This window comes from Fuscovulum ytuae (assembly GCF_029953595.1).
Taxonomy (GTDB): domain Bacteria; phylum Pseudomonadota; class Alphaproteobacteria; order Rhodobacterales; family Rhodobacteraceae; genus Paragemmobacter; species Paragemmobacter ytuae.
Genome location: NZ_CP124535.1, coordinates 180,069 through 202,820 on the forward strand (window position 1 = coordinate 180,069; position 22,752 = coordinate 202,820).

At 65.1% G+C, this 22,752-nt stretch carries 22 protein-coding genes; 12 read left to right on the forward strand and 10 right to left on the reverse strand.

The annotated features are described in order from the left end of the window. Positions 1 to 56 precede the first annotated feature (56 nt). Complete coding sequence (locus QF092_RS00870; RefSeq protein ID WP_281466696.1) at positions 57 to 1,238, forward strand: MFS transporter; 1,182 nt, start codon at positions 57 to 59, stop codon at positions 1,236 to 1,238. 12 nt (positions 1,239 to 1,250) lie between these two features. On the opposite strand, the gene QF092_RS00875 is transcribed toward QF092_RS00870, so the two are convergent. The 4 genes from QF092_RS00875 to QF092_RS00890 form a co-directional block, all read right to left on the reverse strand. Further along, positions 1,251 to 1,742, reverse strand: a complete 492-nt coding sequence (locus tag QF092_RS00875) for a DUF1993 domain-containing protein (RefSeq protein ID WP_281466698.1) — start codon at positions 1,740 to 1,742, stop codon at positions 1,251 to 1,253. A gap of 97 nt (positions 1,743 to 1,839) precedes the next feature. Further along, positions 1,840 to 2,766 (reverse strand): ornithine carbamoyltransferase, encoded by a 927-nt coding sequence (gene argF / locus QF092_RS00880; RefSeq protein ID WP_281466700.1) that lies wholly within the window; start codon positions 2,764 to 2,766, stop codon positions 1,840 to 1,842. 66 nt (positions 2,767 to 2,832) lie between these two features. Further along, on the reverse strand, positions 2,833 to 3,345 hold the full coding sequence (locus QF092_RS00885; protein ID WP_281466702.1) for a GNAT family N-acetyltransferase: 513 nt from the start codon (positions 3,343 to 3,345) through the stop codon (positions 2,833 to 2,835). Next, positions 3,332 to 4,516 carry an aspartate aminotransferase family protein gene (locus tag QF092_RS00890; RefSeq protein ID WP_281466704.1) on the reverse strand — a complete coding sequence of 395 codons (1,185 nt, stop codon included), beginning with the start codon at positions 4,514 to 4,516 and terminating at the stop codon, positions 3,332 to 3,334. The genes QF092_RS00885 and QF092_RS00890 overlap by 14 nt, the downstream gene beginning before the upstream one ends. A gap of 450 nt (positions 4,517 to 4,966) precedes the next feature. On the opposite strand from QF092_RS00890, the gene QF092_RS00895 reads away from it, so the two are divergent. Together QF092_RS00895 and QF092_RS00900 are read left to right on the forward strand one after the other, a co-directional pair. Further along, a complete protein-coding gene (locus tag QF092_RS00895) occupies positions 4,967 to 6,682 on the forward strand; it encodes a coiled-coil domain-containing protein (RefSeq protein WP_281466706.1) in 1,716 nt (571 codons plus the stop codon). Between the two features lie 263 nt (positions 6,683 to 6,945). Beyond that, complete coding sequence (locus QF092_RS00900; RefSeq protein ID WP_281466707.1) at positions 6,946 to 7,533, forward strand: GcrA family cell cycle regulator; 588 nt, start codon at positions 6,946 to 6,948, stop codon at positions 7,531 to 7,533. 133 nt (positions 7,534 to 7,666) lie between these two features. On the opposite strand, the gene hrpB is transcribed toward QF092_RS00900, so the two are convergent. Together hrpB and QF092_RS00910 are read right to left on the reverse strand one after the other, a co-directional pair. Then, entirely contained in the window at positions 7,667 to 10,135 is a 2,469-nt protein-coding gene (hrpB, locus tag QF092_RS00905; protein ID WP_281466709.1) for an ATP-dependent helicase HrpB, read from the reverse strand. Positions 10,136 to 10,166: 31 nt separating this feature from the next. Next, positions 10,167 to 10,907 carry a DUF3108 domain-containing protein gene (locus tag QF092_RS00910; RefSeq protein ID WP_281466711.1) on the reverse strand — a complete coding sequence of 247 codons (741 nt, stop codon included), beginning with the start codon at positions 10,905 to 10,907 and terminating at the stop codon, positions 10,167 to 10,169. A gap of 184 nt (positions 10,908 to 11,091) precedes the next feature. On the opposite strand from QF092_RS00910, the gene meaB reads away from it, so the two are divergent. From meaB to QF092_RS00935, 5 genes are all read left to right on the forward strand, one after another. Next, entirely contained in the window at positions 11,092 to 12,087 is a 996-nt protein-coding gene (meaB, locus tag QF092_RS00915; protein ID WP_420026486.1) for a methylmalonyl Co-A mutase-associated GTPase MeaB, read from the forward strand. Positions 12,088 to 12,337: 250 nt separating this feature from the next. After that, positions 12,338 to 12,625 (forward strand): 50S ribosomal protein L28, encoded by a 288-nt coding sequence (gene rpmB / locus QF092_RS00920; protein WP_101921946.1) that lies wholly within the window; start codon positions 12,338 to 12,340, stop codon positions 12,623 to 12,625. A 90-nt stretch (positions 12,626 to 12,715) separates the two neighbouring features. Beyond that, positions 12,716 to 13,081 carry a hypothetical protein gene (locus tag QF092_RS00925; RefSeq protein WP_281466715.1) on the forward strand — a complete coding sequence of 122 codons (366 nt, stop codon included), beginning with the start codon at positions 12,716 to 12,718 and terminating at the stop codon, positions 13,079 to 13,081. A gap of 63 nt (positions 13,082 to 13,144) precedes the next feature. Beyond that, on the forward strand, positions 13,145 to 13,675 hold the full coding sequence (locus QF092_RS00930) for a copper chaperone PCu(A)C (RefSeq protein ID WP_281466717.1): 531 nt from the start codon (positions 13,145 to 13,147) through the stop codon (positions 13,673 to 13,675). Between the two features lie 109 nt (positions 13,676 to 13,784). Next, complete coding sequence (locus QF092_RS00935) at positions 13,785 to 14,231, forward strand: low molecular weight protein-tyrosine-phosphatase (RefSeq protein ID WP_281466719.1); 447 nt, start codon at positions 13,785 to 13,787, stop codon at positions 14,229 to 14,231. Positions 14,232 to 14,238: 7 nt separating this feature from the next. On the opposite strand, the gene QF092_RS00940 is transcribed toward QF092_RS00935, so the two are convergent. Next, positions 14,239 to 14,553 (reverse strand): hypothetical protein, encoded by a 315-nt coding sequence (locus tag QF092_RS00940; protein ID WP_281466720.1) that lies wholly within the window; start codon positions 14,551 to 14,553, stop codon positions 14,239 to 14,241. 223 nt (positions 14,554 to 14,776) lie between these two features. On the opposite strand from QF092_RS00940, the gene lepA reads away from it, so the two are divergent. Both lepA and QF092_RS00950 read left to right on the forward strand, forming a co-directional pair. Continuing rightward, a complete protein-coding gene (lepA, locus tag QF092_RS00945) occupies positions 14,777 to 16,576 on the forward strand; it encodes a translation elongation factor 4 (protein WP_281466721.1) in 1,800 nt (599 codons plus the stop codon). A 450-nt stretch (positions 16,577 to 17,026) separates the two neighbouring features. After that, entirely contained in the window at positions 17,027 to 17,587 is a 561-nt protein-coding gene (locus QF092_RS00950) for a hypothetical protein (protein WP_281466723.1), read from the forward strand. Positions 17,588 to 17,644: 57 nt separating this feature from the next. Here QF092_RS00950 and QF092_RS00955 read toward each other — a convergent pair whose 3' ends face one another. Then, a complete protein-coding gene (locus QF092_RS00955) occupies positions 17,645 to 17,797 on the reverse strand; it encodes a hypothetical protein (protein WP_281466725.1) in 153 nt (50 codons plus the stop codon). A gap of 255 nt (positions 17,798 to 18,052) precedes the next feature. Here QF092_RS00955 and parA point away from each other — a divergent pair, with 255 nt between their 5' ends. Further along, positions 18,053 to 18,679: a ParA family partition ATPase gene (parA, locus tag QF092_RS00960; RefSeq protein ID WP_281466727.1), complete on the forward strand. Its 627-nt coding sequence runs from the start codon at positions 18,053 to 18,055 to the stop codon at positions 18,677 to 18,679. On the opposite strand, the gene QF092_RS00965 is transcribed toward parA, so the two are convergent. Next, positions 18,670 to 18,861, reverse strand: a complete 192-nt coding sequence (locus tag QF092_RS00965) for a hypothetical protein (protein WP_281466729.1) — start codon at positions 18,859 to 18,861, stop codon at positions 18,670 to 18,672. The genes parA and QF092_RS00965 overlap by 10 nt on opposite strands. 127 nt (positions 18,862 to 18,988) lie before the next feature. On the opposite strand from QF092_RS00965, the gene QF092_RS00970 reads away from it, so the two are divergent. Then, the gene (locus tag QF092_RS00970) at positions 18,989 to 20,953 is read left to right on the forward strand and encodes an oxidoreductase (protein ID WP_281466731.1); all 1,965 of its coding nucleotides are present in this window, start codon (positions 18,989 to 18,991) and stop codon (positions 20,951 to 20,953) included. On the opposite strand, the gene QF092_RS00975 is transcribed toward QF092_RS00970, so the two are convergent. Next, positions 20,950 to 22,560, reverse strand: a complete 1,611-nt coding sequence (locus tag QF092_RS00975) for a phosphoethanolamine transferase (RefSeq protein ID WP_281466733.1) — start codon at positions 22,558 to 22,560, stop codon at positions 20,950 to 20,952. The two genes, QF092_RS00970 and QF092_RS00975, sit on opposite strands and share 4 nt — an antisense overlap. Positions 22,561 to 22,752 lie beyond the last annotated feature (192 nt).

Genomic DNA, 22,752 nt, shown 5'->3' on the forward strand with positions numbered 1-22,752 from the left:
TTCCGCGCCGCCTGCTTCCGGTTTATGGCAGCGCTAACAGCCGTGGAGCCCTTTTCATGTCCGATCTTTCTGCTGCGCGCCGGGGCCGTTGGGCCGTGGCGGCGATGTTTCTGGCGAATGGCTTCATCATGGGGGCCTGGGCGCCGCAGATCCCCCTTTTGCTGCCGCGCCACGGGATCAGCGAGGGGACGCTGGGCCTGTTGATCCTTGTCCTTGGCCTTGGGGCGGTGGGGGCGATGCTGTTTGCCGGGCGGTTGATCGCGCGGTTCGGGGTGCGCAACGTGTTGCGGGTCTTTTCGCTGTCGATGATCCCCGCGCTTCCGGCGGTGGTTCTGGCCCCCGATCTGGCCACGCTTGCCCTGACCATGGCCGTTCTGGGGGCGCTGATCGGCTGTATGGACGTGGCGATGAACGCCAATGCGGTGGAGGTGGAGCGGCATCTGGGCCGGGCCATCATGTCGTCGTCCCATGGATTCTGGAGCCTTGGGGGATTTTTCGGCGGCAGTCTGGGGGGCTGGATCATCGCGCATTGGGGCGCGGCGGGGCAGTCGCTTTGGGCCTCGGCCGTGGCGGGGGTGATCGTCTTGCTGGCCATGCCCTTCCTGATGGCGGACGGGGCGCGGCCTGCGCCCGTGCCGGGTGAGGCGCCCGCCCGCACGGCGCTTTTGCCGCGCGATGCGGCGCTGTGGATGCTGGGGGTGATGGCGCTGTTTTCCATGGTGCCGGAAGGGTCGGTGCTGGATTGGGCGGCCCTTTATCTGCAACAGGAACTGGGGTCCGATGTGGCGACATCGGGGCTGGCCTTCGCGCTTTTCTCTGGGGCGATGGCGGTGATGCGCTTTGCGGGGGATGGGGTCAGAAACCGCTTTGGCGCGGTGGCGACGCTGCGCTGGTCGGGGATGGTTGCGGCGGCGGGCCTGATGGGGGCGGCGATGGCCCCAACCGATGCGCTGGCCATCGGCTGCTTTGCCTTTGCGGGCTTGGGCGTGGCGAATATGGTGCCGATCCTGTTTTCCGCTGCGGGCAACCATCCGGGGCTGGCCCCCGGCGCAGGCATCGCGGCGGTGACGATGATGGGCTATTCGGGCATCCTCGTCGCCCCCTCGACCATCGGTTTCGTGGCCGAACATGTGGGCTTCCGCGTGACCTATGCGGCGCTGGCCCTTTGCCTTGTGGCGGTGGCGGCGCTGGCCCCCCGCGCGGCGGTGGCGGATGGGATCAGGCCGCTCGCGGCCTGACGCCCGCCGACCTTATCCCCCCATGTAATCGCCCTTGCCCAGCTCCACCCCGTTATGGCGCAGGATGTTGTAGGCGGTGGCGATGTGGAAATAGAACTGCGGCAGGGAATAGAGGTTGAGGAAAGCCTCGCCCGGCATCTTCACCTCTTGGCCACGGATCTTGATGCGGATCTCGCGCGCCTCTGCCCCGTCATAGGCGGATGGGTCGAACCCCGCCATATAGCCGCGCGCGGCACTGATGCGGTCTTGCAATTCGGCAAAGGTGGTTTCGGTGTCGGGGAAGCTTTTGGGTTCCTCGCCCGCCAGACGCGCGCAGGCGCGGGCAGCGAAATCGCAGGACAGCTGCACCTGTTTCACGAAAGGGAACATGTCGGGGAAGAGGCGGAAGGTCAGCATCGCCTCGGGCTTGATGCCCTTCGCCGTGCAATGCGCCTCGGCCTTGGTCAGGATGGTGGAGAGATTGGCGAGAAAGCGGTCATAGACCGCAACGGAACGGTGATGCATGGAAGGCCCCCCTCTGGATGAGGGGGAGCCTCTGCCTGTCACGGGTGACTGTCAACGGGGGCGATGGGTCCAAAAATCTTCAAAGATTTTTGAACCCTTACAGCCCAAGGCACCAGCGCATGATGGCCTTTTGGGCATGCAGGCGGTTTTCGGCCTCGTCGAAGATCACCGAATGCGGGCCGTCCATCACCGCGCTCGTCGCCTCGTCGTTGCGGTGCGCGGGCAGGCAATGCATGAACAGGCTGTCGGGTTTCGCCCGGCTCATCAGCTGTTCGTTGACCTGATAGGGGCGCAGCTGGTTGTGGCGGCGCTCCTTGGCAGATTCCGGGTCATGCATCGATACCCAAGTGTCGGTCACCACAAGGTCCGCGCCTTCGACGGCGGTGAAGGGGTCGCGCTGGATGGTGACCTTCGATCCCTTTTCGCGGGCGAAGGTGACGAACTTGTCTTCGGGGTCGAGCGTCTCTGGCCCCGTGAAGGTGAAGTCAAAGCCGAACTGACCCGCCGCATGCAGGAAGGACGCGCAGACATTGTTGCCGTCGCCGCACCACACCACCTTGCGCCCCGCGATGGGGCCGCGATGTTCTTCATATGTCATGACATCGGCCATGATCTGGCAGGGATGGGTGCGGTTCGTCAGCCCGTTGATGACGGGGACGGTGGCATGTTCCGCCATCTCCAGCAGCGTGGCCTCTTCAAAGGTGCGGATCATGATCAGGTCGACATAGCGCGACAGGACGCGGGCCGTGTCGGCGATCGTCTCGCCATGGCCAAGCTGCATTTCCTTGCCCGAAAGCACCATCGTCTCGCCCCCCATCTGGCGGACGCCCACGTCGAAAGAGACACGGGTGCGGGTCGAGGGTTTTTCAAAGATCAGCGCGACCATGCGGCCCTTGAGCGGCATGTCATCATCGGGCGATCCCTTGGGGCGGCCATTCCGCGCCGTCTTCATCGCATGGGCGCTGTCGATCATCGTCCGCAATTCGGCGGCGTCGGTCTTGTGGATATCGAGGAAGTGTTTCATTTCATACCGTTTTTCTGGGGTAGAGGCCCCCGGGTGCAGTCTGCCCCGGACCCCCTGAGCGTATTTTCACCAAGAGGAAGAGGCGGGTTCGAATTCCATCACGAGGACGGGGTCGCCATCTTCGCAAGGCGCGATGCCGCGCGGGACAAAGCCCGCACGTCGGTAGGCGCGGATGGCGCGGTCATTGGCGGGGCTGGGGTCGATGACGACCGTCGTCGCGCCTTTGGCCATGATCTCGGCACAGCGCTGGCGCAGGTAGCGGGGGGCATGGCCGCGCCCCAGATAGGCCGGATCGCCAAGAAAGGTATCCATGCCCCGCGCGCCGGTCGGGAAGGCCGCGTAATGCGGCATGGGCCAGTGATGTGCCGGGTAATCCTGCACATAGGCGAAGGGATGGCCTGCCAGCGCGACAAGGCGCATGTCGGTGGGGCCTTGATCGATATCTTCGTCGATCAGGGCGATCTCTTCTTCCGGATCGCCCCACCAGCCGCGCACATGGGGTTGGGCAAGCCAAGCCCGCAGCAGCGGGTAATCCGCCCGTTTCAGGCGCGGAAAGCTGTAGGCGTCAGGCTGCGGCATCGGTCTTGACCCGTGTGGCAGCCCGGTCAAGCCGGGCCAGCGCCTCGGCGATATCGGCGTCGGGGATGTTGAGCGCGGGCAGCAGGCGGACCACATTATCCGCCGCCGGCACCGTGAGGAGATGTTCGCCATAGGCCGCCTTCACCACATCGGTATTCAGCGCCTTGCATTTCAGCCCCAGCATCAGGCCTTGGCCGCGCACCGATTCGAACACCTCCGGGTGGCTGGCGACCAGCCCCTCCAACCCCTGCCGAAACCGCGCGCCCTTCTGGCCCACATCGGCAAGGAAGGCATCGTCGGCGACGATCTCCATCACCTTTGCCCCCACCGCGCAGCCCAAGGGGTTGCCGCCATAGGTGGAGCCATGGGTGCCCGCCGTCATGCCCGCCGCCGCGGCCTCGGTCGCCAGCACGGCACCCAAGGGGAAGCCCCCGCCAATGCCCTTTGCCACCATCATGATATCGGGCGTGACCCCGGCCCATTCATGGGCAAAAAGCTTGCCCGTCCGGCCCATGCCACATTGCACCTCGTCAAACACCAGAAGGGCCCCGGTCGCGTCGCACAGATCGCGCAGCCCCTTCAGGCAGGCATCGGGCAGGGTGCGGATGCCGCCTTCGCCCTGCACGGGTTCGATCATCACGGCGGCGGTCTTGCCCGTCACCGCCGCGCGCAGGGCATCGTGATCGCCGAATTTCAGATGGGTGAAGCCGGGCATCAGGGGGCCAAAGCCCTTGACCATCTTTTCCGACCCCGCTGCCGCAATGGCCCCGGTCGAGCGGCCATGGAAAGACCCTTCAAAGGTGATGATCTCCACCCGGTCGGGCTGGCCTTTCTCATACCAATGCTTGCGCACCATCTTGATGGCAAGCTCTGCCGCCTCGGTCCCCGAATTGGTGAAGAAGACGGTGTCAGCGAAGGTATGGGCCACCAGCAGGTCGGCCAGCCGTTCCTGTTCCGGAATGCGGTAAAGGTTCGACACATGCCAAAGCTTGGCCGCCTGTTCGGTGATCGTGGCCACCAGCGCGGGATGGGCATGGCCAAGGCCGTTCACCGCGATCCCCGCCCCAAGGTCAAGGTATCGGCTGCCATCCTCGGTCACCAGCCAAGAGCCTTCGCCATGGGTAAAGGCAAGGGGGGCGCGGTTATAGGTCGGCAGGACGTGCGGGATCATGGGGAATGTCCTTGAAAGCGAAGCCCTAGCCGTAATGGCCGCAGGCGGGGGGTGTCAACTTGGGAAGGGCGGCCCATCGGCATGGGCCATGGCAGAGCGGCCGACGATCAGCGTCGGCGTCGGGGCAGCGCGAAAGGGGCGGTCCGATGGCTCATGCCGCATGCATAGGATGGATCAGGCGGGAAGGGAAGGGGGCAGATCGCGCCGCAATTGCGATGCCGTGGCTGCCATGATTCTGCCACCGTGATTCGACAAGGAGTCGCCTTAAGGTTGCATGCCATGCAGTTCAGAAATCTTAACTAGGAAACAATCGTTAACGCCTTGGTGGATCATCCATGAGGGCGCTGACTAAAGTATGTAAATCTGGCCAAAAGTTGACGATAATATGGCGCTAGGCCTAGGGCAGAGGGGCAAACGGATGGATTTCCCATCCAGTCATATAGGTAAGCGATGCCCCTCCTCTCCCCCCGCAAGACTGTGCTTCTTCCTGCCCTTCTCCTGTCGGTCGTGCTGCCCGTTTCAGCAATGGCTGCAAACGATGGTGGTGCGCTTTGCACCCTTGCCGTCAAGGATCCGCTGGCTTTTGTCAGCCATCCGGAATTCAACGAGCGCCTGCTTGAGATGGCAGGAACTTGCGATGATGTGGTCCTTGCGCTGACCTCGGTCACGGGATCGATCCCGGCCATCGGCGAAGGCACGGACGGTGGCAAGACACGGTCGCAGGCCGTGGCACCGGATTATTCTGATCTGGTGGCGCGTCTGGAACAGGCCACGGCCAAGCTGCAAGGGGCCACCGAAGAAGTGCAGCGTCGGCAGTCCGCGCTGGACCGCAGCATCCGCCGCGCCAAGCGGATTGGGCTGAAGGATGACGATTTCATGCTGGTCGCGGTGATGGCCATGGATGACGACCATCTGTCGGTCGAACGTCTGGAGTCCGTGCTGCCCGATTTCACCAATGCCAAGCGCCGCGCGCTGGAAAATGTGCTGGAGGCGCAAGCGGCGCTGGCAAAGGCCAATGACCGTCTGACCAAGGCGACCGAGGATGCCCGCCCGCTGGTCGAAAAGGCGATGGACCTGTCGGGTCTGGCCGATAAGACGCAGGGCAATCTGTCCGACGTTCTGGGCGATCTCTCGGCCGAAGAAATGACCGAGGAAATCCGCAAGGCCATCGCCGCCGCCAAGGAAGAGGCCGATGCCCTTGCCAGCAAGGCCGATGCCGTCGAGGACAAGCTGAAATCCGTCGAAAAGGCGCTGAAAGATGCGCTGAACAGCAAGACCTATAAAGAAGCGGTGTCGGACCTGGCTGATGAAGAAGAGGATTACGCCAAGGCAGAGAACGCCGTAACCAAGGCGCAGGGTGAATTTGACGCGGCGTATAGCAAGCTTTCCAAGTCGGATCGGAAAGATTTTGCAAAGGATGATTGCGAGTCCTCGGCGTGCCGGGCGGCCAAGAAGGCAGAAGAAAAGCTTGATGATGCCAAGGACAAGCTGAAAGACCGGGCCGAGGATGTCGAAGAGGCCAAGGCCGATCTGGAAAAGGTTGCCAAGTCCCTGAAGCTTGCAGAGCTTTCGGCATCGGTCGTGTCGCTTTCGGGCGATCTTGATGCGGTGCAAAAGGCCGAGGCTGCGGCGAAAGACGCCGCCGAGGCCGCCGAGGGTAAGGCCAAGGAATTGGCCGATCTCTTGGAGACGGCGGCAAAGGCGCTGGAAGAGGCCAAATCGGCCTCTCAGGCCGCAAAGGACGCCACGGCCAAGGAAGAGGAAGATGTCGCAGCGGCGCAGGATGCTTTGAAGGCCGCGATGGCCCATGCGGCAGATCTTTTGGACGGCAGTGAAGAGGAAGCGGCGGCCCGTCAGGCGGTTCTGGATGCGCAAGACGCGTTGACCGTTGCGCTGGCTGCCCTTGGTGTGGCGCAGGACGCCGCCGCCGATTTGGCCGAGGATCTGTCGGAAGTGACCGACGCGCCGGCCGATGTCACAGATGCGGGCGCGGATCTGGCCGAGGCCTCAAAGGACGGCGACGCCGCCGCGACCGAGGCCGAGGCATCGATGGATGCGGCCGATGCGGCGCTGGAGGCGCATGACGCGGCAACCGAAGACCTGAAAGCCGCCGTGACCGAAACCAGCGACCCGGCCGCCGCGCAAAGTGGATCGGGCGACGTCTAAGGCCGAAACATCCGCGCATCCCGGAAACGGTGGGGGGCATCGGAGGCCGGGATGCAAGGGGCCAGAGGGCGGGGCGACCCGTCCCGCGGCAGGAGGGGCCGCGCGGGATCACCGCGCGGCCCTTTTTCCTGTGGCCACGGGGGGCGCGACGCCGCCATTGAAGCGCGCTGGGCGCGTGACGGCGCTTGATCTTGCCACGTGCGGCTTGTATCCCGCACCGTCCCGTCTAAAATGGCGGAAAACCAGTGATCAAAGGGGATGCCATGTCCTGGACGGACGAGCGGGTCGAAACGCTCAAGCGCATGTGGGCCGAAGGCCAGTCGGCCAGCCAGATCGCCAAGGAACTGGGCGGCGTCACGCGCAATGCGGTGATCGGCAAGGTGCATCGTCTTGGCCTGTCCAACCGCGCCCCCGGCGGGCGCGAGGATGAGGATGAGGCACCCGTTGCTGCAAAGCCCGAACCCAAGCCCGAACCGGCAGGAACCACGGCGCGCGCCGAACCCGCGCCGCCGCGCCCCGCGCCCGAACGGCCCGTGGCAGCCCCGTCCAATGTGACGCCGCTCCCGGTGCGCAAACCCATCGTGCCGGCAGGCCAACCCCTGCCGCCGCAACCTTCCGCCAATGAGATCAGCCCCGAAGCGCTGGCCTCGGTCCGCGAGGTGGAAAAACGCGCGCGCCGCCTGACCCTGATGGAACTGACCGAACGGACCTGCAAATGGCCCATCGGCGATCCGGCGACGGATGACTTCTGGTTCTGCGGCCTGCCCTCACTGCCCGGCAAACCCTATTGCGAAGCGCATGTCGGCGTGGCCTTCCAACCGATGAGCGCCCGCCGCGACCGTCGCCGCTGACCCGCAGGGACAGCGCGAAAATTTCCACTGGAAATTTTCCCCTTGCCCGGCCTCTGGCCGGGCGAAAAATTTTCGGATGAAAATTTTTCTGGGGAAGGAAAATTTTTCGAGAAAAATTTTCGACAGCGCGCCGTTACGTGCCGCGCGGCTTGGCCCGCAAGGTGGGTTCGGCCACGGTCGGGTCTTCGGGCCAGGGATGCCGCGGGTATTGTCCCCGCATATCCTTGCGCACATCGGCATAGGAGGCCGCCCAAAAGCCTGGCAGGTCCATCGTCACCTGCACCGGGCGCTGGGCGGGCGACAGCAGGGTGATGCGCAGCGGCGTCCGCGCCGCGCCCACCACGGGATGGGTCGTCACGCCAAACATTTCCTGCAACCGGATCTCGATGCCCGGCGCGTCGCCTTCATAGTCGATGGGCACGCGACGACCGAGCGGGGTTTCGAAATGCCCCGGCGCAATCCGGTCAAGAGCCTGCATCTGGTCCCAATCCAGCATGGCGCGCAGCGCCTCGGTCAGGTCCAGCCCGCGCAGATTGGCCTCGGTCCGGGCGCGACCCAGATGCGGCAGCAGCCAATCCTCCAGCCCCGCCAGCAGCGCCTGATCTGTCATATCGGGAAAGCCCGCCCCGCCGCCCCGTGCCAGTTCCACCCTTGCGCGAAAACGCCGCGCGGCAGGCGTGAAGGGCAGGCCGATTTGGCGGATGCCATCGAGTGCCGCCCGCGCCACCGCCTCAACCGGGGCGTCGGGCCATGTCCGATCCTCCAGCACCAGCGCACCCAGCCGTTCCTGCCGCCGCGCCAGCACCTTGCCCTCGCGCCGCGACCATTCACAGACCTCCTGCCAGCGGATGCGGTGGGCATAAAGGGCGCGGACCTCTGCCTCGCTGATCGCCACGGCCTGCCGCACCACCGCCTCGCGCGGGTCGCCATCCAGATCGGTCGCCACGATCAGCCGCGCGCCCGACAGGGGCAGGCCCGCCGCCATCGCCGCCCCCTTGCCGCCGGACAGCACCCAGCGCGGGGCCTCGCCCTTGCGCCGCAGGCCGATCCGGTCGGGATAGGCCAATGCCGCCATCTGCGCGGGTGACAGCCCCGGCTCAGTGCCCACCTGCAGCGCGCGGGACAGACGCCGCGCCTCATCCCGAATGCGCTCGATCGTGCCGCGATGGGCCTGCGGTGGCGGGCGATCCACCGCCTTCAACCGGGCCAGAAGGTCGGGCGGTTCGCCCCGCAGCGGGTCGCGCTCGGCCAAAAGCGCGGCCAGCGTCGCCGCTTCCGGCCCTGCCACGGCCAACATATGCCCAAGGCGCGGATGCAGGGGCAGGGCGGCCAGCCGTTTGCCATGATCGGTGATCCGGCCCCCCGCATCCAGTGCCCCCAGATCGGAGAGAAGCGCCCGCGCCTCGGCCAGGACGCCGGGATGCGGCGGGGTCAGGAAAGGCAGTGCCGCGCTGCCCCATAGCGCGAGTTCAAGGGCCAAGGGCGCAAGATCCGCCGCCTCGATCTCGGCGGGCGGGAAGGGGGCAAGGCCACCTTCCTCTCCCTTTGTCCAATAGCGATAGCAGACCCCTTCGGCCACCCGCCCCGCGCGGCCGCGCCGCTGTTCGGCCTCGGCCCGTGTCACCCGCTCGGTCACCAATCGCGACATGCCCGAGGGCGCATCAAACCGCGCCCGCCTGGCGCGGCCCCCATCGACGACCACCCGCACATCCGGGATGGTCAGCGAGGTTTCGGCGATCGATGTCGCCAGCACCACCTTGCGCGCCCCCAAAGGCCCCGCAACCGGGGCCAGCGCCGCCCGCTGGGCCGCGAATTCCATCGCACCAAACAGGGGCCGTACCACCACGCCCGCAGGCAGCCGCCCGGTCAGCGTCGCCTCTACCCTGCGGATTTCCCCTTCGCCGGGCAGAAAGACCAGCACGCCGCCGTCTTCGGTTTCCTCCAGCGCCTGCTGGACAAGGTTCGCCACCCCCGCTTCGTATCGCAGCGACGCATCAGGGGGGCGCGGCAGCCAGCGTGTCTCGACCGGAAAGGCGCGACCTTCCGAGGTGACCATCGGCGCATCCCCCATCAGCCGCGCCACAGGGGCGGCATCCAGCGTCGCCGACATGACCAGAAGCATCAGGTCCTCGCGCAGCGCGCCCCGGATTTCAAGGCAAAGCGCCAGCCCCAGATCGGCATTGAGGGAACGTTCGTGAAACTCGTCGAAAATCACCGCCCCGATCCCGTCCAGCCCCGGATCGGACTGGATCATCCGGGTCAGGATGCCTTCGGTGACCACTTCGATCCGGGTGGCAGGCGACAGCTTCGCCTCGCCCCGGATTCGGTAACCCACGGTCTGCCCCACCGCTTCGCCCAAACTCTCGGCCATCCGCTCGGCCGCCGCGCGGGCGGCAAGGCGGCGGGGTTCCAGCATCACGATGCGCCCCGCGGGCACCAGCCCCGCAGCAAGGATGTCCAGCGGCACGCGCGTCGTCTTCCCCGCCCCCGGCGGGGCCTGCAAGACGGCCATGCCCCTGTCGGCCAGCGCGGCGCGCAGGGCGGGCAGGGCCTCGTCAATGGGCAGGGCGGGCTGGGGCAGGGCGGGGCTTGAGTCGATCATGCCCCCTTATCGCGGCGCCAAGGGCCAGAGTTCAACGCCGGATCAGCCGCGCCTTGCCGTAAAGACTGTCCATCGTCACTTCCACCACCCGCATCTGACCCGTCTCGGTGGGCAGATAGGTGAGAGAGAAGGGAAAGCTGGTCTTTTCCGCCAGATCCTCGGGCGGAAACCCTGCCACGCGGCGATATTCGCCCGAACAGGTCACCGCGCCGCCTTCCAGCGCCTGCGGCGGGCCCAGCGTCAACTGACTTGCGCGTCGCCCGTCGAACATCTTCAGCGCCCGGTCGCATTCCGCCCCCGGTGCCACATCGCGCAGCGTGGCATAAAGCGCCGTCAACGGGTCCACCGTTCCGCCTTGGCTGGCGGGCTCCACATCCCAATCGGCGGGGCTTCGGGGCGGGTTGTAGACGCGCAGCTGCGGCACGCCGCCCTTGTAATCCATCACGGATTCCGAGCGGCGCTTGCCCGTATCCGCCGTCTCGGCATAGCGCGTGGGGATAAAGCGTCCGCCCCGGATCACCCCTTCGGACCGCGCGTCATAAGCCACGCGCCGGATCATCGCCATGATCCCAGATGAGGCGAGCCGCCCCACCACGGCATAGCCTTCGCCCTGCTGATTGGCCGAAAAGGTCAGGCTGCCCGCTGTGAAGCCGCGCAGCACCAGATCGAACCGCGCCTGATCCTGCACGGTCTGGGCGGCGGCGGGCAATGACGCGGGCAGAGCGAGCGTCACCATCACGGCAAGCCTGCAAAGCCGGGCGGTCATCCGCATGTTTTGCCCCTTTCGCGATGTTATGGCCAGAAGGCCGCGCCTTTCCCCACTGGCATAACCCGCGCGGGTCAGGCACAAAAGCCCCGCGCCCCCGGCCTGCGGTCATTTCCGCGCGAGCGGGGACGTGATCGGCAGGCCTCCGCCGAAAGCGGGGCAATGGGTGGAATGGGGGCCAGAGAGGCGCATGGCCAGAGGCGAGATCGACGTGGCGGCACTGGCCACAGGCGTGGCGGCGGGGGACCGTCGGGCGCTGGCGCGGGCCATCACGCTGGTGGAAAGCGGGCGGGCCGATCACCGGGCGCAGGCGCTTGATCTTCTCGGGCGGCTGGGCGCCGGATCAGAGGGGGGACGGCAAGCGCTGCGCCTTGGCCTGTCCGGCACGCCGGGGGTGGGGAAATCCACCTTCATCGAAAGCTTTGGCCTGATGCTGACGGGGCAGGGCAAGCGGGTCGCGGTGCTTGCGGTCGATCCCTCCTCGGCGCGATCCGGCGGGTCGATCCTTGGCGACAAGACGCGGATGGAGCGGCTGTCGCGTGACCCCCACGCCTTCATCCGCCCGTCCCCCAGTCAGGCCCAGATGGGCGGCGTCGCCCGCCGCACGCGCGAGGCGGTCGCGCTCTGCGAGGCGGCGGGGTTCGACCTTGTCCTGATCGAAACCGTGGGGGTGGGGCAATCCGAAACCGTGGTGGCCGAACTTTGCGACCTCTTCCTCCTCCTTCTTGCCCCGGCGGGTGGGGATGAGTTGCAGGGCGTCAAGCGCGGGATCATGGAGATGGCCGACCTCATCCTGATCAACAAGGCTGATGGCGATCTGAAACCCGCCGCGCTGCGCACCATGGCCGATTACGCGGGCGCCCTGCGCCTTTTGCGCCGCCGCCCGCAGGACCCGGAGGGGTTCCCCAAGGCGATCTGCGTCTCGGCCCTTGAAACCCTTGGCCTTGCCCCCGCTTGGGACGAGATGCAGGCGCTCGCCCGCTGGCGGCAGGAAAACGGCCATTGGACCGCCCGCCGCGCCGCGCAGGCCCGCCACTGGTTCGAGGAAGAGGTGCGCCAAGGCCTTCTGGCCGCCCTGACCCGCGACCCTGTCCGCACGCGGATAGAGGAATTGGGCCAAGCCGTCGCGCAAGGCCAGCTGACCCCCGAAGCCGCCGCCGCGCAGCTCCTCTCTCTCCTGCCCTGACCCTTTCCATCTTCTGTCTGAAAATATCCCGGGGGAATCGCCCGTCCGGCACGCGCGGGCGATGGGGGCTGGCCCCCTCTTTCTTCCCCCGCCTCCCACGGTTAGGATCAAAAAATCCCCGCCCAACCGCGCCGATTGCGGCAAGGGTCGCTTGACGCGGGCGGGCTTTCCACTTACACGCCCCCAATCGAATTCGGACGCCCGGGGTGACTCGGGCCTATGTCCTGTTTACACACGAAGGATGAAGACGATGTCGCGCGTCTGCGAACTGACGGGCAAGGGCCCGATGACCGGCAACACCGTGAGCCACGCGAACAACAAGTCGCGTCGCCGCTTTCTGCCGAACCTGAACGAAGTGACCCTGATCTCGGACGTTCTGGGCCAGTCCTTCAAACTGCGCATCTCGGCCGCCGCGCTGCGGACCGTGGATCATCGCGGCGGGCTGGATGCCTTCCTCGCCAAGGCGAAGGATGACGAACTGTCGGCCGCCGCGCTCAAGATCAAGAAAGACATCGCCAAGGCACAGGCTGCGGCCTGATCCTTTCGGCCGGAAATTGGAAAGGCCCCGCATCACCTGCGGGGCCTTTTTCCATGCACCGCGCGACTTTTGGCCGTCTTTCTTTCCCCGATGGCACGATTTAGGCTGCGCCCCATGATGCAGCGCCTTGCCGCCCTTTTGCTGTCGCTTTGCCTTGCCCTGACCTCGGTCACGGCGGCGATGGCGCATGTGCAATCGGCGGGCGCGCATCAGATCGTGCTGTGCGGCACGCCGGGGATCGAAGAAACCATCACGCTCAATGCCTTTGGCGACCCGGTCGAGACGCCGCATCACTGCCCCGACTGCCTTTCCGTCACGGCCCTTGTCCTGCCCGATGCGCCCGCGCTGTCGCGCCCGGCGACGCAGAGGCGGACCGTTCCGCCCGCACCTGTGGCATGGGCCCCGTTGGCACAGGCGCTTATACCCACGGCGCGTGGGCCCCCGGTCCTGATCTGATCCACAGGGGCCTTCCCGGCCAATCGCAAACAGAAACAGACCAATCACATCAGGACCGATCCGATGACCTTTCGTATGACCATTGCCGCCCTTGCGGCTGCTCTCTCCCTTTGCTTGCCCGCCACGGCGCAAGAGCATCCCGATGGGCTGCATGTCCATGACGTCTATGCCCGTTCCATGGGGCAGATGGGCGCTTCAGGGGCCATCTTCTTCATGATGCACAACAATACTGCGACGGATGACCGCCTGATCGCCGCCACCGCCGATGTGGCCGAACGGGTGGAACTGCACACCCATAAGGAAGACGCCAATGGCGTGATGCAGATGCTTGAGGTGAAGGAAGGCTTTCCCCTTGCCGCAGGCGATATGCATGCGCTGGAACGCGGCGGAGATCATGTCATGCTGATGGGACTGACGCGGGAGTTGAAGGATGGCGACACCTTCCCCCTGACGCTGACCTTCGAACAGGCCGGTCAGATCACGGTCGAGGCCGTGGTGGACAATGCCCGCAAGCCCGGCCAAGGCATGATGGATCATTCGGGCCATGGCGACATGGATCATTCCAACCATATGAACCACGGTTCGGGCGGCTGATCGCTGCCGGGGCGGGGGGGCCATGCGGCCCCCCCGCACCCCCCCAATCTCCATCCCCCCCACCGCTTCACCCTTGCCGCGCCCTTGGCAGGCTTGCTAGGCAAGGCGCATGACGCATCGCATCCTTTTCGTCTGTCTGGGCAATATCTGCCGCTCTCCCACCGCCGAGGGCGTCTTCCGCGCCTTGGCCAAGGCAGAGGGGCTTTCCGTGACGGTCGACAGCTGCGGCACTGGCGGCTGGCATACGGGCGAGGCCCCCAATCCCCCCGCCGTCATCGCGGCACAGGCACGGGGCTATGACCTGTCAGCCTTGCGCGCCCGCCAGATCACGGCCGAGGATTTCACCCGCTTTGACCGTATCCTCGTGATGGATCGCGCCAATCTGCGCGACACCCGCGCCCTTTGCCCCGCAGGGGGGACAGAGCCGGAACTGTTTCTGACCTACGCGCCCCAGCACGGCACCGAGGTGCCGGACCCTTGGTATACGGGCGAATATGACCGCGTGCTGGACATGATCGAAGACGCCGCGGGCGGCCTGATCGCCGCCTTGCGCTAGGGCGTCCTCAGCCCGCGCAATAGGCCTCGGCCGTGGCACCGAAATTCTTGTAGCGTTCCCAGAAGGCGTCATCGGCGGCGCGCTGCGACAGCCATGTCTCATGCGCGAGGTCAGGGTCAGAAAAGAACCGCGCCGCGCGGCGCTGATCGCCGCCGCCCAAGGTCATGTCGGCAACCTGCTGGATACAGGAACAGATCCGCCGGTTCGCGGCATCCCTGTCCGACCGCAGGCAGGCGCGTTCAATCGGCCCGGCCTGAACCATCTGCATGTTCAAAGGAAGAAGAAGCACGGCCAGAGCCGCGCCGGAAAGGAAGGGTCTCATCGTCTCTGCCTCTTGCCGCTGGGCCATGCCCCGCAGTCATTTTTCTGCGCCGGAGTATGCCGATTGTGCGGGTTTTTTCAATCCGTCCAAAGGGCGGCCCGCATCACATTTCGCCCAGCCAGCAAGGCCCCGCCCCACGCTGCCGATCCAGCCCGCCAAACAGGCGCATAACTTGCCCCCACAGGGGCTTTCCGACCCTTCTGCGACAAGCTATATGCGCGCCATGACCCAGCTTGACCTCATCCGCAATTTCTCCATCGTGGCCCATATCGACCACGGCAAATCCACCCTCGCCGACCGTCTCATCCAGATGACGGGGACGGTGGCCGAACGCGATATGAAGGCGCAACTCCTCGACAGTATGGATATCGAGAGGGAGCGGGGCATCACCATCAAGGCCAACACGGTGCGGATCGAATATCCCGCCAAGGATGGCCGGACCTATATCCTGAACCTCATCGACACGCCCGGCCATGTCGACTTCGCCTATGAGGTCAGCCGCTCCATGCGCGCGGTGGAAGGGTCTTTGCTGGTCGTCGATGCGTCCCAAGGAGTCGAGGCGCAGACGCTCGCCAATGTCTATCAGGCCATTGATGCCGGTCATGAAATCGTGCCGGTCCTCAACAAGATCGACCTCCCCGCCGCCGATCCCGACCGGGTGAAGGAGAATATCGAGGATGTCATCGGCCTTGATGCCTCTGACGCCATCCCGATTTCCGCCAAGACGGGCCTCGGCATCCCGGATGTGCTAGAGGCCATCGTCCACCGCCTCCCCGCGCCCAAGGGCGACCGTGACGCCCCGCTGAAGGCGATGCTGGTTGATAGCTGGTATGACGCCTATCTCGGCGTCGTCGTCATGATCCGCGTCATGGATGGCGTCATCCGCAAGGGCGACCGGGTCAAGATGATGCAGACCGGCGCGATCTACGGGATCGACAAGCTGGCCGTCCTGAAACCCCAGATGGTGGATATCCCCGAACTTGGGCCGGGTGAGATCGGCGTCCTCACCGCCTCGATCAAACAGGTCCGCGACACCCGCGTGGGCGACACGATCACCCATGAACGCAAGGGCTGCGACACGCCCCTTCCCGGCTTCAAACCCGCGCAGCCCGTGGTGTTCTGCGGCCTCTTCCCCGTGGACGCGAACGATTTCGAAGCCCTCCGCGACGCCATCGAAAAGCTCGCCCTCAACGACGCGAGCTTCAGCTATGAGATGGAAACCTCCGCCGCCCTCGGCTTTGGCTTCCGCTGCGGCTTCCTTGGCCTTCTGCATCTGGAGGTGATCCGCGACCGGCTGGAACGCGAATATGACCTCGACCTCATCACCACCGCGCCTTCGGTGGTCTTCAAGCTGCATATGAAGGATGGCGAGGTGCGCGATCTGCACAACCCCGCCGATATGCCCGACCTCACCTATATCGACCATATCGAAGAGCCGCGCATCAAGGCCACGATCATGGTGCCCGACGAATATCTGGGCGATATCCTGAAGCTCTGCCAAGACCGTCGCGGCATCCAGCTGAACCTCACCTATGCGGGCAACCGCGCCATGGTGGAATATGACCTGCCCTTGGCCGAGGTGGTCTTTGATTTCTACGACCGCCTGAAATCGGTGACCAAAGGCTATGCCTCCTTCGACTACCAGATTTCTGAATATCGTGAGGATTTCCTGGTCAAGATGTCCATCCTCGTGAATGAGGAACCGGTCGACGCCCTCTCGATGATGGTCCACCGCGACCGGGCCGAGATGCGGGGCCGCGCGATGGTGGAAAAGCTCAAGGAACTGATCCCCCGCCACATGTTCAAGATCCCGATTCAGGCGGCAATCGGCGGCCGCGTCATCGCGCGCGAGACGCTGAGCGCGATGCGCAAGGACGTGACGGCCAAATGCTATGGCGGCGACGCGACGCGGAAGCGCAAGCTTTTGGAAAAGCAGAAGGCCGGGAAAAAGCGGATGCGCCAATTCGGCAAGGTAGAGATCCCACAGGAGGCGTTTATCTCGGCGTTGAAGATGGATGGGTGATCATCCGTAAAGCGCAGGCTTGACGCTTCACCTGCCTTCTAACCGCGGATACTCCCCGCCCCGGGCCTGATCCGGGGCCTCGGTATCAGGCCGTACAGCGGATACCGCAGGAGGTCCCGGATCAAGCCCGGGACGCGGGTTTCTCCGCTCTCTCTGGCTGGCCCTAGGCTGCGTAGTCGGCAAGCACGGCCCGTAGGGGCCTCCCCCCACCGCCCCGTCAAAACAACCCCGCGCCGCCCGGCAAGGGCTTGCTCCGGTCGCCAGGACGATACCCCCGGTTTGGTAAACGAACTGTGATCGGCCGAGAGATCGGCGTCTGCCCGAGGCCCTGTCATAAGGCCGCGGACTTCCTACCTAACGCAAGGGCCTCTGGCCCGATGGCTTGCCGCCGGTTGCCGGGGCAGGCCCTCTGTGACGGACCCAATGAACCTGTAACAAGTGGAATGCGTAATGATGAAAAGAACCCTGTCGGCTGCCCTCGTCTTTGGCAGCCTCTCTTTTGCCGCTTCGGCCTCTGAGGCGGTTGTCGTCTCGAAAGCCATCACCGAGGCGGAGGTCACCGCCGCACAACAGGCATGGTGTGCCGCCCTTGTTGACATTTCAGCGACCCATGACCGCGATGGTCAAGAGGCGGCCAAGGCGCTTGCCGGGGACGTGATCGACGCTGCCTACGGCTATCAGATGGGCGTGGTTCTCTTCAAACCGACGCTGACCGTCGTCCCGCAGACCTTCCGCCCCACGCGCGAGGGGGCGCTGGCCTATTTCGTCGGTGGCGATCCGGCCTTCCCGAATGATACAGGTTTCGCCCTGAAGGGCTGGACCGATTGCAGCATCGCCAACAACGCCGTCTTCATCACCGGCGACAGCGCGACCACGATGGGCAATGTGTCGATCACCGCGAAGGACGGGTCGGTGACGACGGTCGATAAGACCTGGCAATTCGTCAAGGATGATGCCGGGGCCTTGCGCATCGTCCTGCATCACTCGTCGCTGCCCTACACGGCCCAGTAACGCGACCCCAAAACGGAGGGCGGGGGGCACCTGCCCTCCGCCCGACGTCGGGCACCCTTAAAACAACCCATCCCCGCCTTGCGTCTTCTCCACCACCGCATCCGCCACGACCGCCCCGGCGCCGACCAGAACCACGGGGGCGCAGGCGGGCAGGGAGAGAAGCGCGATCAGTGTGGCGATCCCGGTTTTGCCCATCAGGGTCTTGCGCATCGGGTGGTCCTTTCCTTGTCTCGTCCTGCCCAGACTAGGGCATCCGATGCCCCCCTGTCACCGACCCATAACCCCCGTTTATGGGGGTATCCCTTATGGTTAACCAGTTCCCCTCCCAGCGTGCGCTCTGTGCCCACAGTTTGCGGCACAAAAGGCGGCACAGAACAGGGCACTGCCGATGCAGGGCCATTCCGCCACATTGACGCACTGCCGCGAAAATGCTGCAATGCAGCATTGGGGTGATTGGAGAGTCGCATGGGCAAGGTGATCACCGTCGCACAGCAGAAGGGCGGGGCCGGGAAAACCACGCTTGCCGTCAATCTGGCGGTGGAATTTCTGCAACGTGGCCAAAGGGTTGCGCTTCTGGACACCGATCCGCAGGGCAGCCTTGGCCGCTGGTTCATGGCGCGGCGCGATGGGGTGGGGGTGGACGGCCTCGACTTCTCAACCGCCTCCGCATGGGGGGTCAGCTACGAATGCGAGAAACTCCGCAAGATCAATGACTTGGTCATCGTCGACACGCCCCCAAAGGTGGATGCCGACCTCCGCCCCGCCCTGCGCGAGGCCGATCTGGTGCTGATCCCCGTCGCCTCCAGCCACCTTGATCTTTGGGCGGTGGATGGGGTTCTCGACCTGATCCTGCGCGAATCCCGCCCTGCGATGATCGTGCTCAATCGTTGGAAATCCGGCACCCGTCTGGCGGATGAGGTTGCGCAAGCCGCTGAAGGCAAAGCAGAAATTGCCAGTTCCCGTCTCGGCTCCCGCGTTGCGTTCGCCGAGGTGCTGGGGCAGGGTCGGGGGGTCGGTGAAGGGCCCAAAACCCCCGCGCGGGCCGAAATGGCGGCGCTGGCCGACGAGATTGCCGCCCGCTTTCAGCCCTGATCCGGGCCTTTCACGATCAGCACCCAGAAGGCATAACCCCCTGCTGCGGCGAACAAAACCGCCCAGAACGGATTGCCCATCCACAATTCAAACGCCGCCCAAGCCAGCGGCACGCCCGCCGTCACCCAGCGCACCCAAGGCCGCCGGAACATCGGGTGGTTTGCGTCGAGAAAGCCTTTCATCCGAACCTCTTGCCAGCCTTCCCCCCATATGGGGCAGGCGGGCGGATTTGTCCAAGCCTTCCGACGGCGCCGGGGTGGCGGCGGCATCGGGCTTGCGCTAGTCTGGCTTGCAGGCAGGGGGTAAGCCATGGAAAAGAAACCGGAATCTACGATGTTCCCGCATCTGTTCACGCCGCTTTCCATCCGGGGCGCGCGCATCCGCAACCGCATCCTTTCCACTGGCCATGACACGGTTCTGCCCATCGATGGTACGGTGAATGACGCGCTGATCGCCTATCACCGGGCAAGGGCAAAGGGCGGGGTGGGGCTGATCGTCACGCAGGTGGCAGGCGTGCATGAGACGGCCCGTTATACTTCGCATCTTCTGATGGCGACAGAGGATGGCTGCATCCCCGGCTATCGTGCGCTGGCCGATGCGGTGCATGCGGAAGGCGCGGTGATCTTTTCCCAGCTTTTCCATCCGGGGCGCGAGATTATGGAAAGCGCGGATGGCTTGCTGGCGGTGGCCTATGCGCCGTCCTCGGTGCCGAATGAACGGTTCCACGTTATGCCGCGCGCGCTGACCCTGCCTTTAATTGCTGAGATTGTAGCAGGTTACGCTGCGGCGGCGCGGCGGATGCGGGTGGCGGGGCTGGATGGGGTGGAGGTGGTGGCAAGCCACGGCTATCTGCCTGCGCAATTCCTGAACCCTCGCGTGAACCTGCGGACCGATGCCTATGGCGGTGAGGGGCGACTTCGGTTCCTGCGCGAGGTGCTTCTTGCCATCCGTGACGCGACGGATGAGGATTTCGTCATCGGCCTGCGGATCAGCGCGGGCGAGCGTGAGGAGGATGGGCTGACGGCGGCAGAGGCGCTGGCGGCCTCCATCGCGCTGGAATCCGAACTGGATTACGTGAATGTCACCACAGGCACATCGGCCACCTTAGGGGGCGCGATGCATATCGCGCCGCCCATGGCCTTTGCGCCCGGCTATGTTGCCCCAGACGCGTCGGCCTTTAAGCGGGCCTTGAGGGTGCCCGTCTTTGTCGCGGGCCGCATCAACCAACCGCAAGAGGCCGAGGCCATTCTGGCGGCGGGGCAGGCCGATATGTGCGGGATGACTCGCGCGCTGATCGCTGACCCCGAGATGCCGGCCAAGACAGCGCGGGGGGCGGTGGACGATATCCGCGCTTGTATCGGCTGCAATCAGGCCTGTATCGGTCATTTCCACAAGGGCCTGCCCGTGTCCTGCATCCAGCATCCTGAAACGGGGCGGGAACTGACCTTTGGGCATCTGGCGCGCGCAGAAAGGCGCAAGCGGGTGATGGTGGTGGGGGCGGGACCTGCCGGGATGAAGGCGGCGGTGACGGCGGCGCGGCGGGGGCATGAGGTTACGCTCTGGGAGGCGGCGGCACAGCCGGGGGGGCAGGCGTTGCTGGCGCAACTCCTTCCACGGCGGGCGGAATTCGGCGGCCTTGTCACCAACTTGATGCGCGAGGTGGAGCGGGCGCAAGTTCGCCTGCGGCGCGGCGTGCGGGTGACGGAAGAGGTGCTGCGCGAGGAAGCCCCCGATGCCGTCATCCTTGCCACCGGGGCGGTGCCGCATGTGCCGGACCTGCCGACAGATGGCGACATGCAGGTGGTGACCGCGTGGCAGGTTCTGCGCGGCGAGGTCCGGGTCGGCGCGCGGGTGGTGGTGGCAGATTGGCGCTGTGACTGGATCGGGCCGGGGGTGGCCGAGGCATTGGCGAAGGCCGGGTCATCGGTGGTGCTGGCGGTGAACGGCCTGCATGCGGGCGAGGTGCTGCCGCTTTACGTGCGTGACAATATCGCGGCCGAGTTGCATAGGCTGCGCGTTGAGGTGCGGCCTTATGCGCGGCTTTACGGCACGGCGGGGGATACGGTGTTCTTGCAGCACACGCCCAGCGGCGAGGCGATGGAGGTGGCAGGGGTCGATACCCTTGTCCTTTGCCTTGGCCATCGCCCGGTCGACGATCTGGCCGAAGTTGCGGCGCGGTTGGGGATCGAATGCCATATGGCGGGCGATTGCCTTGCCCCCCGCACCGCCGAAGAGGCGGTGTATGAGGGGCTCAAGGCGGGCGTCGCGGTCTAGTTGCAAGCCATCAGATCGAGGGCGGGGTTGCGTATCTCGGTCTGGATATCCATCAGGCCGAGGACGGTGTGGAACACGATGTCTTGGCTTTGCGGTTGTGCGGCCTTCTGTGTCAGGCAGGGGCGATTCACCTTGAAGGCTTGGGCATAGGGTTCAGGCAGCCACATGACCATCGGCACGCGGGTCTGCGTTTCCGGGGCCATGAAATAGGGCGCGGCATGCAGGTAAAGGCCATCTTCGCCAAGGCTTTCGCCATGGTCTGACAGGAAGAACACGGCAGGGATCACATCGGATTGCGCGGCCAGCATGTCGATCGTCTGGGCGATCACCTTATCGGTCATGCGGATGGTATTGTCATAAGCGTTGATGATTTCCTGCTGCGTGCAATCGGCGAATTCGGCCGTCCGGCAGGCGGGGGAAAAATGTTCCTCGGCCTGCGGGTAGCGCAGATAGTAGCTTGGGCCGTGGCTCCCGATCATGTGCAGGAAAAGCACGGTGTCGCGGGTGATCTTGGGCAGCGCGTCCTTCAAAGGGTTCAGGAAGACGGCGTCCGTGCATTCCCCTTCGGCGCAGGCGGCGGGGTCGTCGGCGGCGGTCATGCGCCGCGCTTCGACAACGCGGCCAGCGGTGCCCTGATCGCCCGTATTGTTATCCCACCACAAGACATCGACATCGGCGTGGTGCAGCACGTCGATCAGGTTTTCCTGCCGGATGGAGCGGTCGTAGGAATAGCCATCCCGCGTCAGGTTCGACAACAAGCAGGGGACCGAGACGGCGGTAGAGGTGCCGCAAGACGAGACGTCGGTGAAGTTGATCACGTCACGCTTGGCCAGTTCGGGTGTCGTGTCCTGCGCATAGCCATTCAGGCCGAAATTCTGTGCACGGGCGGTTTCGCCCACGAAGACCACGGTCAAGACGGGCTTGCCTGCGGCGGTGATGAGGGGGCCTTTCTTGGCATCCCGGCCCAAGGGGGCCACGGCCACATCCTTTGCCTTCAGCATCATCTTGGCATAGCGCGCGGCCCCGCCGATGGCGGCACCGGGTTGATAGCTGGCCAGCAGTTCCTTGCGTTCGCGGGCGACGGCGGCATAGGCCTTGAAGTCGCTGAACAGTGCCCCGGCAAAGATGGCAAGCGTAACGACGATGGTTAGCGCCCAGCGCCAGAGATTGCCAAGGAACGGTGTCGGCTTGACCTTCACCCACAGCGCGGCGGCGGCGGGCAGCAGGCCCCAGATCGTGACATGGATCAGGAATTGTGGGGTGATGAGGTGCTTGCTTTCCGTCACCGTCGTCAGCATCGCGTTCTGGATCATCTCGCGGTCGATCACGATGCCGAGCTTGTCCATGTAATAGGACGTGACGGCGGAGAGGATCAGCAGGAACGCCGCCATCGGGCGCAAAAGCCAGCGGAACCCAAAGAGCGTGAGGGTCAGCATCGTCAGCATCGACACCGCTAGCCCCCAGCCTGCCAAAAGGCGGAGATCGCCATCAAAGATCGCCCATCCACGCTGCCAGAAGGTGGCGTTGTGGAAGGCCATTATGAAGGCTGTGACGCCAAGGCTGTAGGGAAGGGCCGCGATGACGGGGCGAGTTGGGCGAAAGCGCATGGACTCTGTCTTCCCCCGCGCGGGGGAGGTGATTTCAGCAGAACGGCTGGTTTGCAAGGGAACAATATCCTGTAGCTGGACCGGGGCGCCGGTCTTTGGCGGATCACTAGCCCAGGCCTTTCGCGCGCGCCATGAAACAACGGTCGTGCAGGATGGGCCTGCAACCAGAGTTGTAGGTGGAAAAGCTGAGTC

Excerpts from the sequence above, each read along its gene's own strand:
- QF092_RS00870 (WP_281466696.1), top strand. The coding sequence starts at position 57 with ATGTCCGATCTTTCTGCTGCGCGCCGGGGCCGTTGGGCCGTGGCGGCG.
- QF092_RS00875 (WP_281466698.1), bottom strand. The coding sequence starts at position 1,742 with ATGCATCACCGTTCCGTTGCGGTCTATGACCGCTTTCTCGCCAATCTC.
- argF (WP_281466700.1), bottom strand. The coding sequence starts at position 2,766 with ATGAAACACTTCCTCGATATCCACAAGACCGACGCCGCCGAATTGCGG.
- QF092_RS00885 (WP_281466702.1), bottom strand. The coding sequence starts at position 3,345 with ATGCCGCAGCCTGACGCCTACAGCTTTCCGCGCCTGAAACGGGCGGAT.
- QF092_RS00890 (WP_281466704.1), bottom strand. The coding sequence starts at position 4,516 with ATGATCCCGCACGTCCTGCCGACCTATAACCGCGCCCCCCTTGCCTTT.
- QF092_RS00895 (WP_281466706.1), top strand. The coding sequence starts at position 4,967 with ATGCCCCTCCTCTCCCCCCGCAAGACTGTGCTTCTTCCTGCCCTTCTC.
- QF092_RS00900 (WP_281466707.1), top strand. The coding sequence starts at position 6,946 with ATGTCCTGGACGGACGAGCGGGTCGAAACGCTCAAGCGCATGTGGGCC.
- hrpB (WP_281466709.1), bottom strand. The coding sequence starts at position 10,135 with ATGATCGACTCAAGCCCCGCCCTGCCCCAGCCCGCCCTGCCCATTGAC.
- QF092_RS00910 (WP_281466711.1), bottom strand. The coding sequence starts at position 10,907 with ATGCGGATGACCGCCCGGCTTTGCAGGCTTGCCGTGATGGTGACGCTC.
- meaB (WP_420026486.1), top strand. The coding sequence starts at position 11,092 with ATGGCCAGAGGCGAGATCGACGTGGCGGCACTGGCCACAGGCGTGGCG.
- rpmB (WP_101921946.1), top strand. The coding sequence starts at position 12,338 with ATGTCGCGCGTCTGCGAACTGACGGGCAAGGGCCCGATGACCGGCAAC.
- QF092_RS00925 (WP_281466715.1), top strand. The coding sequence starts at position 12,716 with ATGGCACGATTTAGGCTGCGCCCCATGATGCAGCGCCTTGCCGCCCTT.
- QF092_RS00930 (WP_281466717.1), top strand. The coding sequence starts at position 13,145 with ATGACCTTTCGTATGACCATTGCCGCCCTTGCGGCTGCTCTCTCCCTT.
- QF092_RS00935 (WP_281466719.1), top strand. The coding sequence starts at position 13,785 with ATGACGCATCGCATCCTTTTCGTCTGTCTGGGCAATATCTGCCGCTCT.
- QF092_RS00940 (WP_281466720.1), bottom strand. The coding sequence starts at position 14,553 with ATGAGACCCTTCCTTTCCGGCGCGGCTCTGGCCGTGCTTCTTCTTCCT.
- lepA (WP_281466721.1), top strand. The coding sequence starts at position 14,777 with ATGACCCAGCTTGACCTCATCCGCAATTTCTCCATCGTGGCCCATATC.
- QF092_RS00950 (WP_281466723.1), top strand. The coding sequence starts at position 17,027 with ATGATGAAAAGAACCCTGTCGGCTGCCCTCGTCTTTGGCAGCCTCTCT.
- QF092_RS00955 (WP_281466725.1), bottom strand. The coding sequence starts at position 17,797 with ATGCGCAAGACCCTGATGGGCAAAACCGGGATCGCCACACTGATCGCG.
- parA (WP_281466727.1), top strand. The coding sequence starts at position 18,053 with ATGGGCAAGGTGATCACCGTCGCACAGCAGAAGGGCGGGGCCGGGAAA.
- QF092_RS00965 (WP_281466729.1), bottom strand. The coding sequence starts at position 18,861 with ATGAAAGGCTTTCTCGACGCAAACCACCCGATGTTCCGGCGGCCTTGG.
- QF092_RS00970 (WP_281466731.1), top strand. The coding sequence starts at position 18,989 with ATGGAAAAGAAACCGGAATCTACGATGTTCCCGCATCTGTTCACGCCG.
- QF092_RS00975 (WP_281466733.1), bottom strand. The coding sequence starts at position 22,560 with ATGCGCTTTCGCCCAACTCGCCCCGTCATCGCGGCCCTTCCCTACAGC.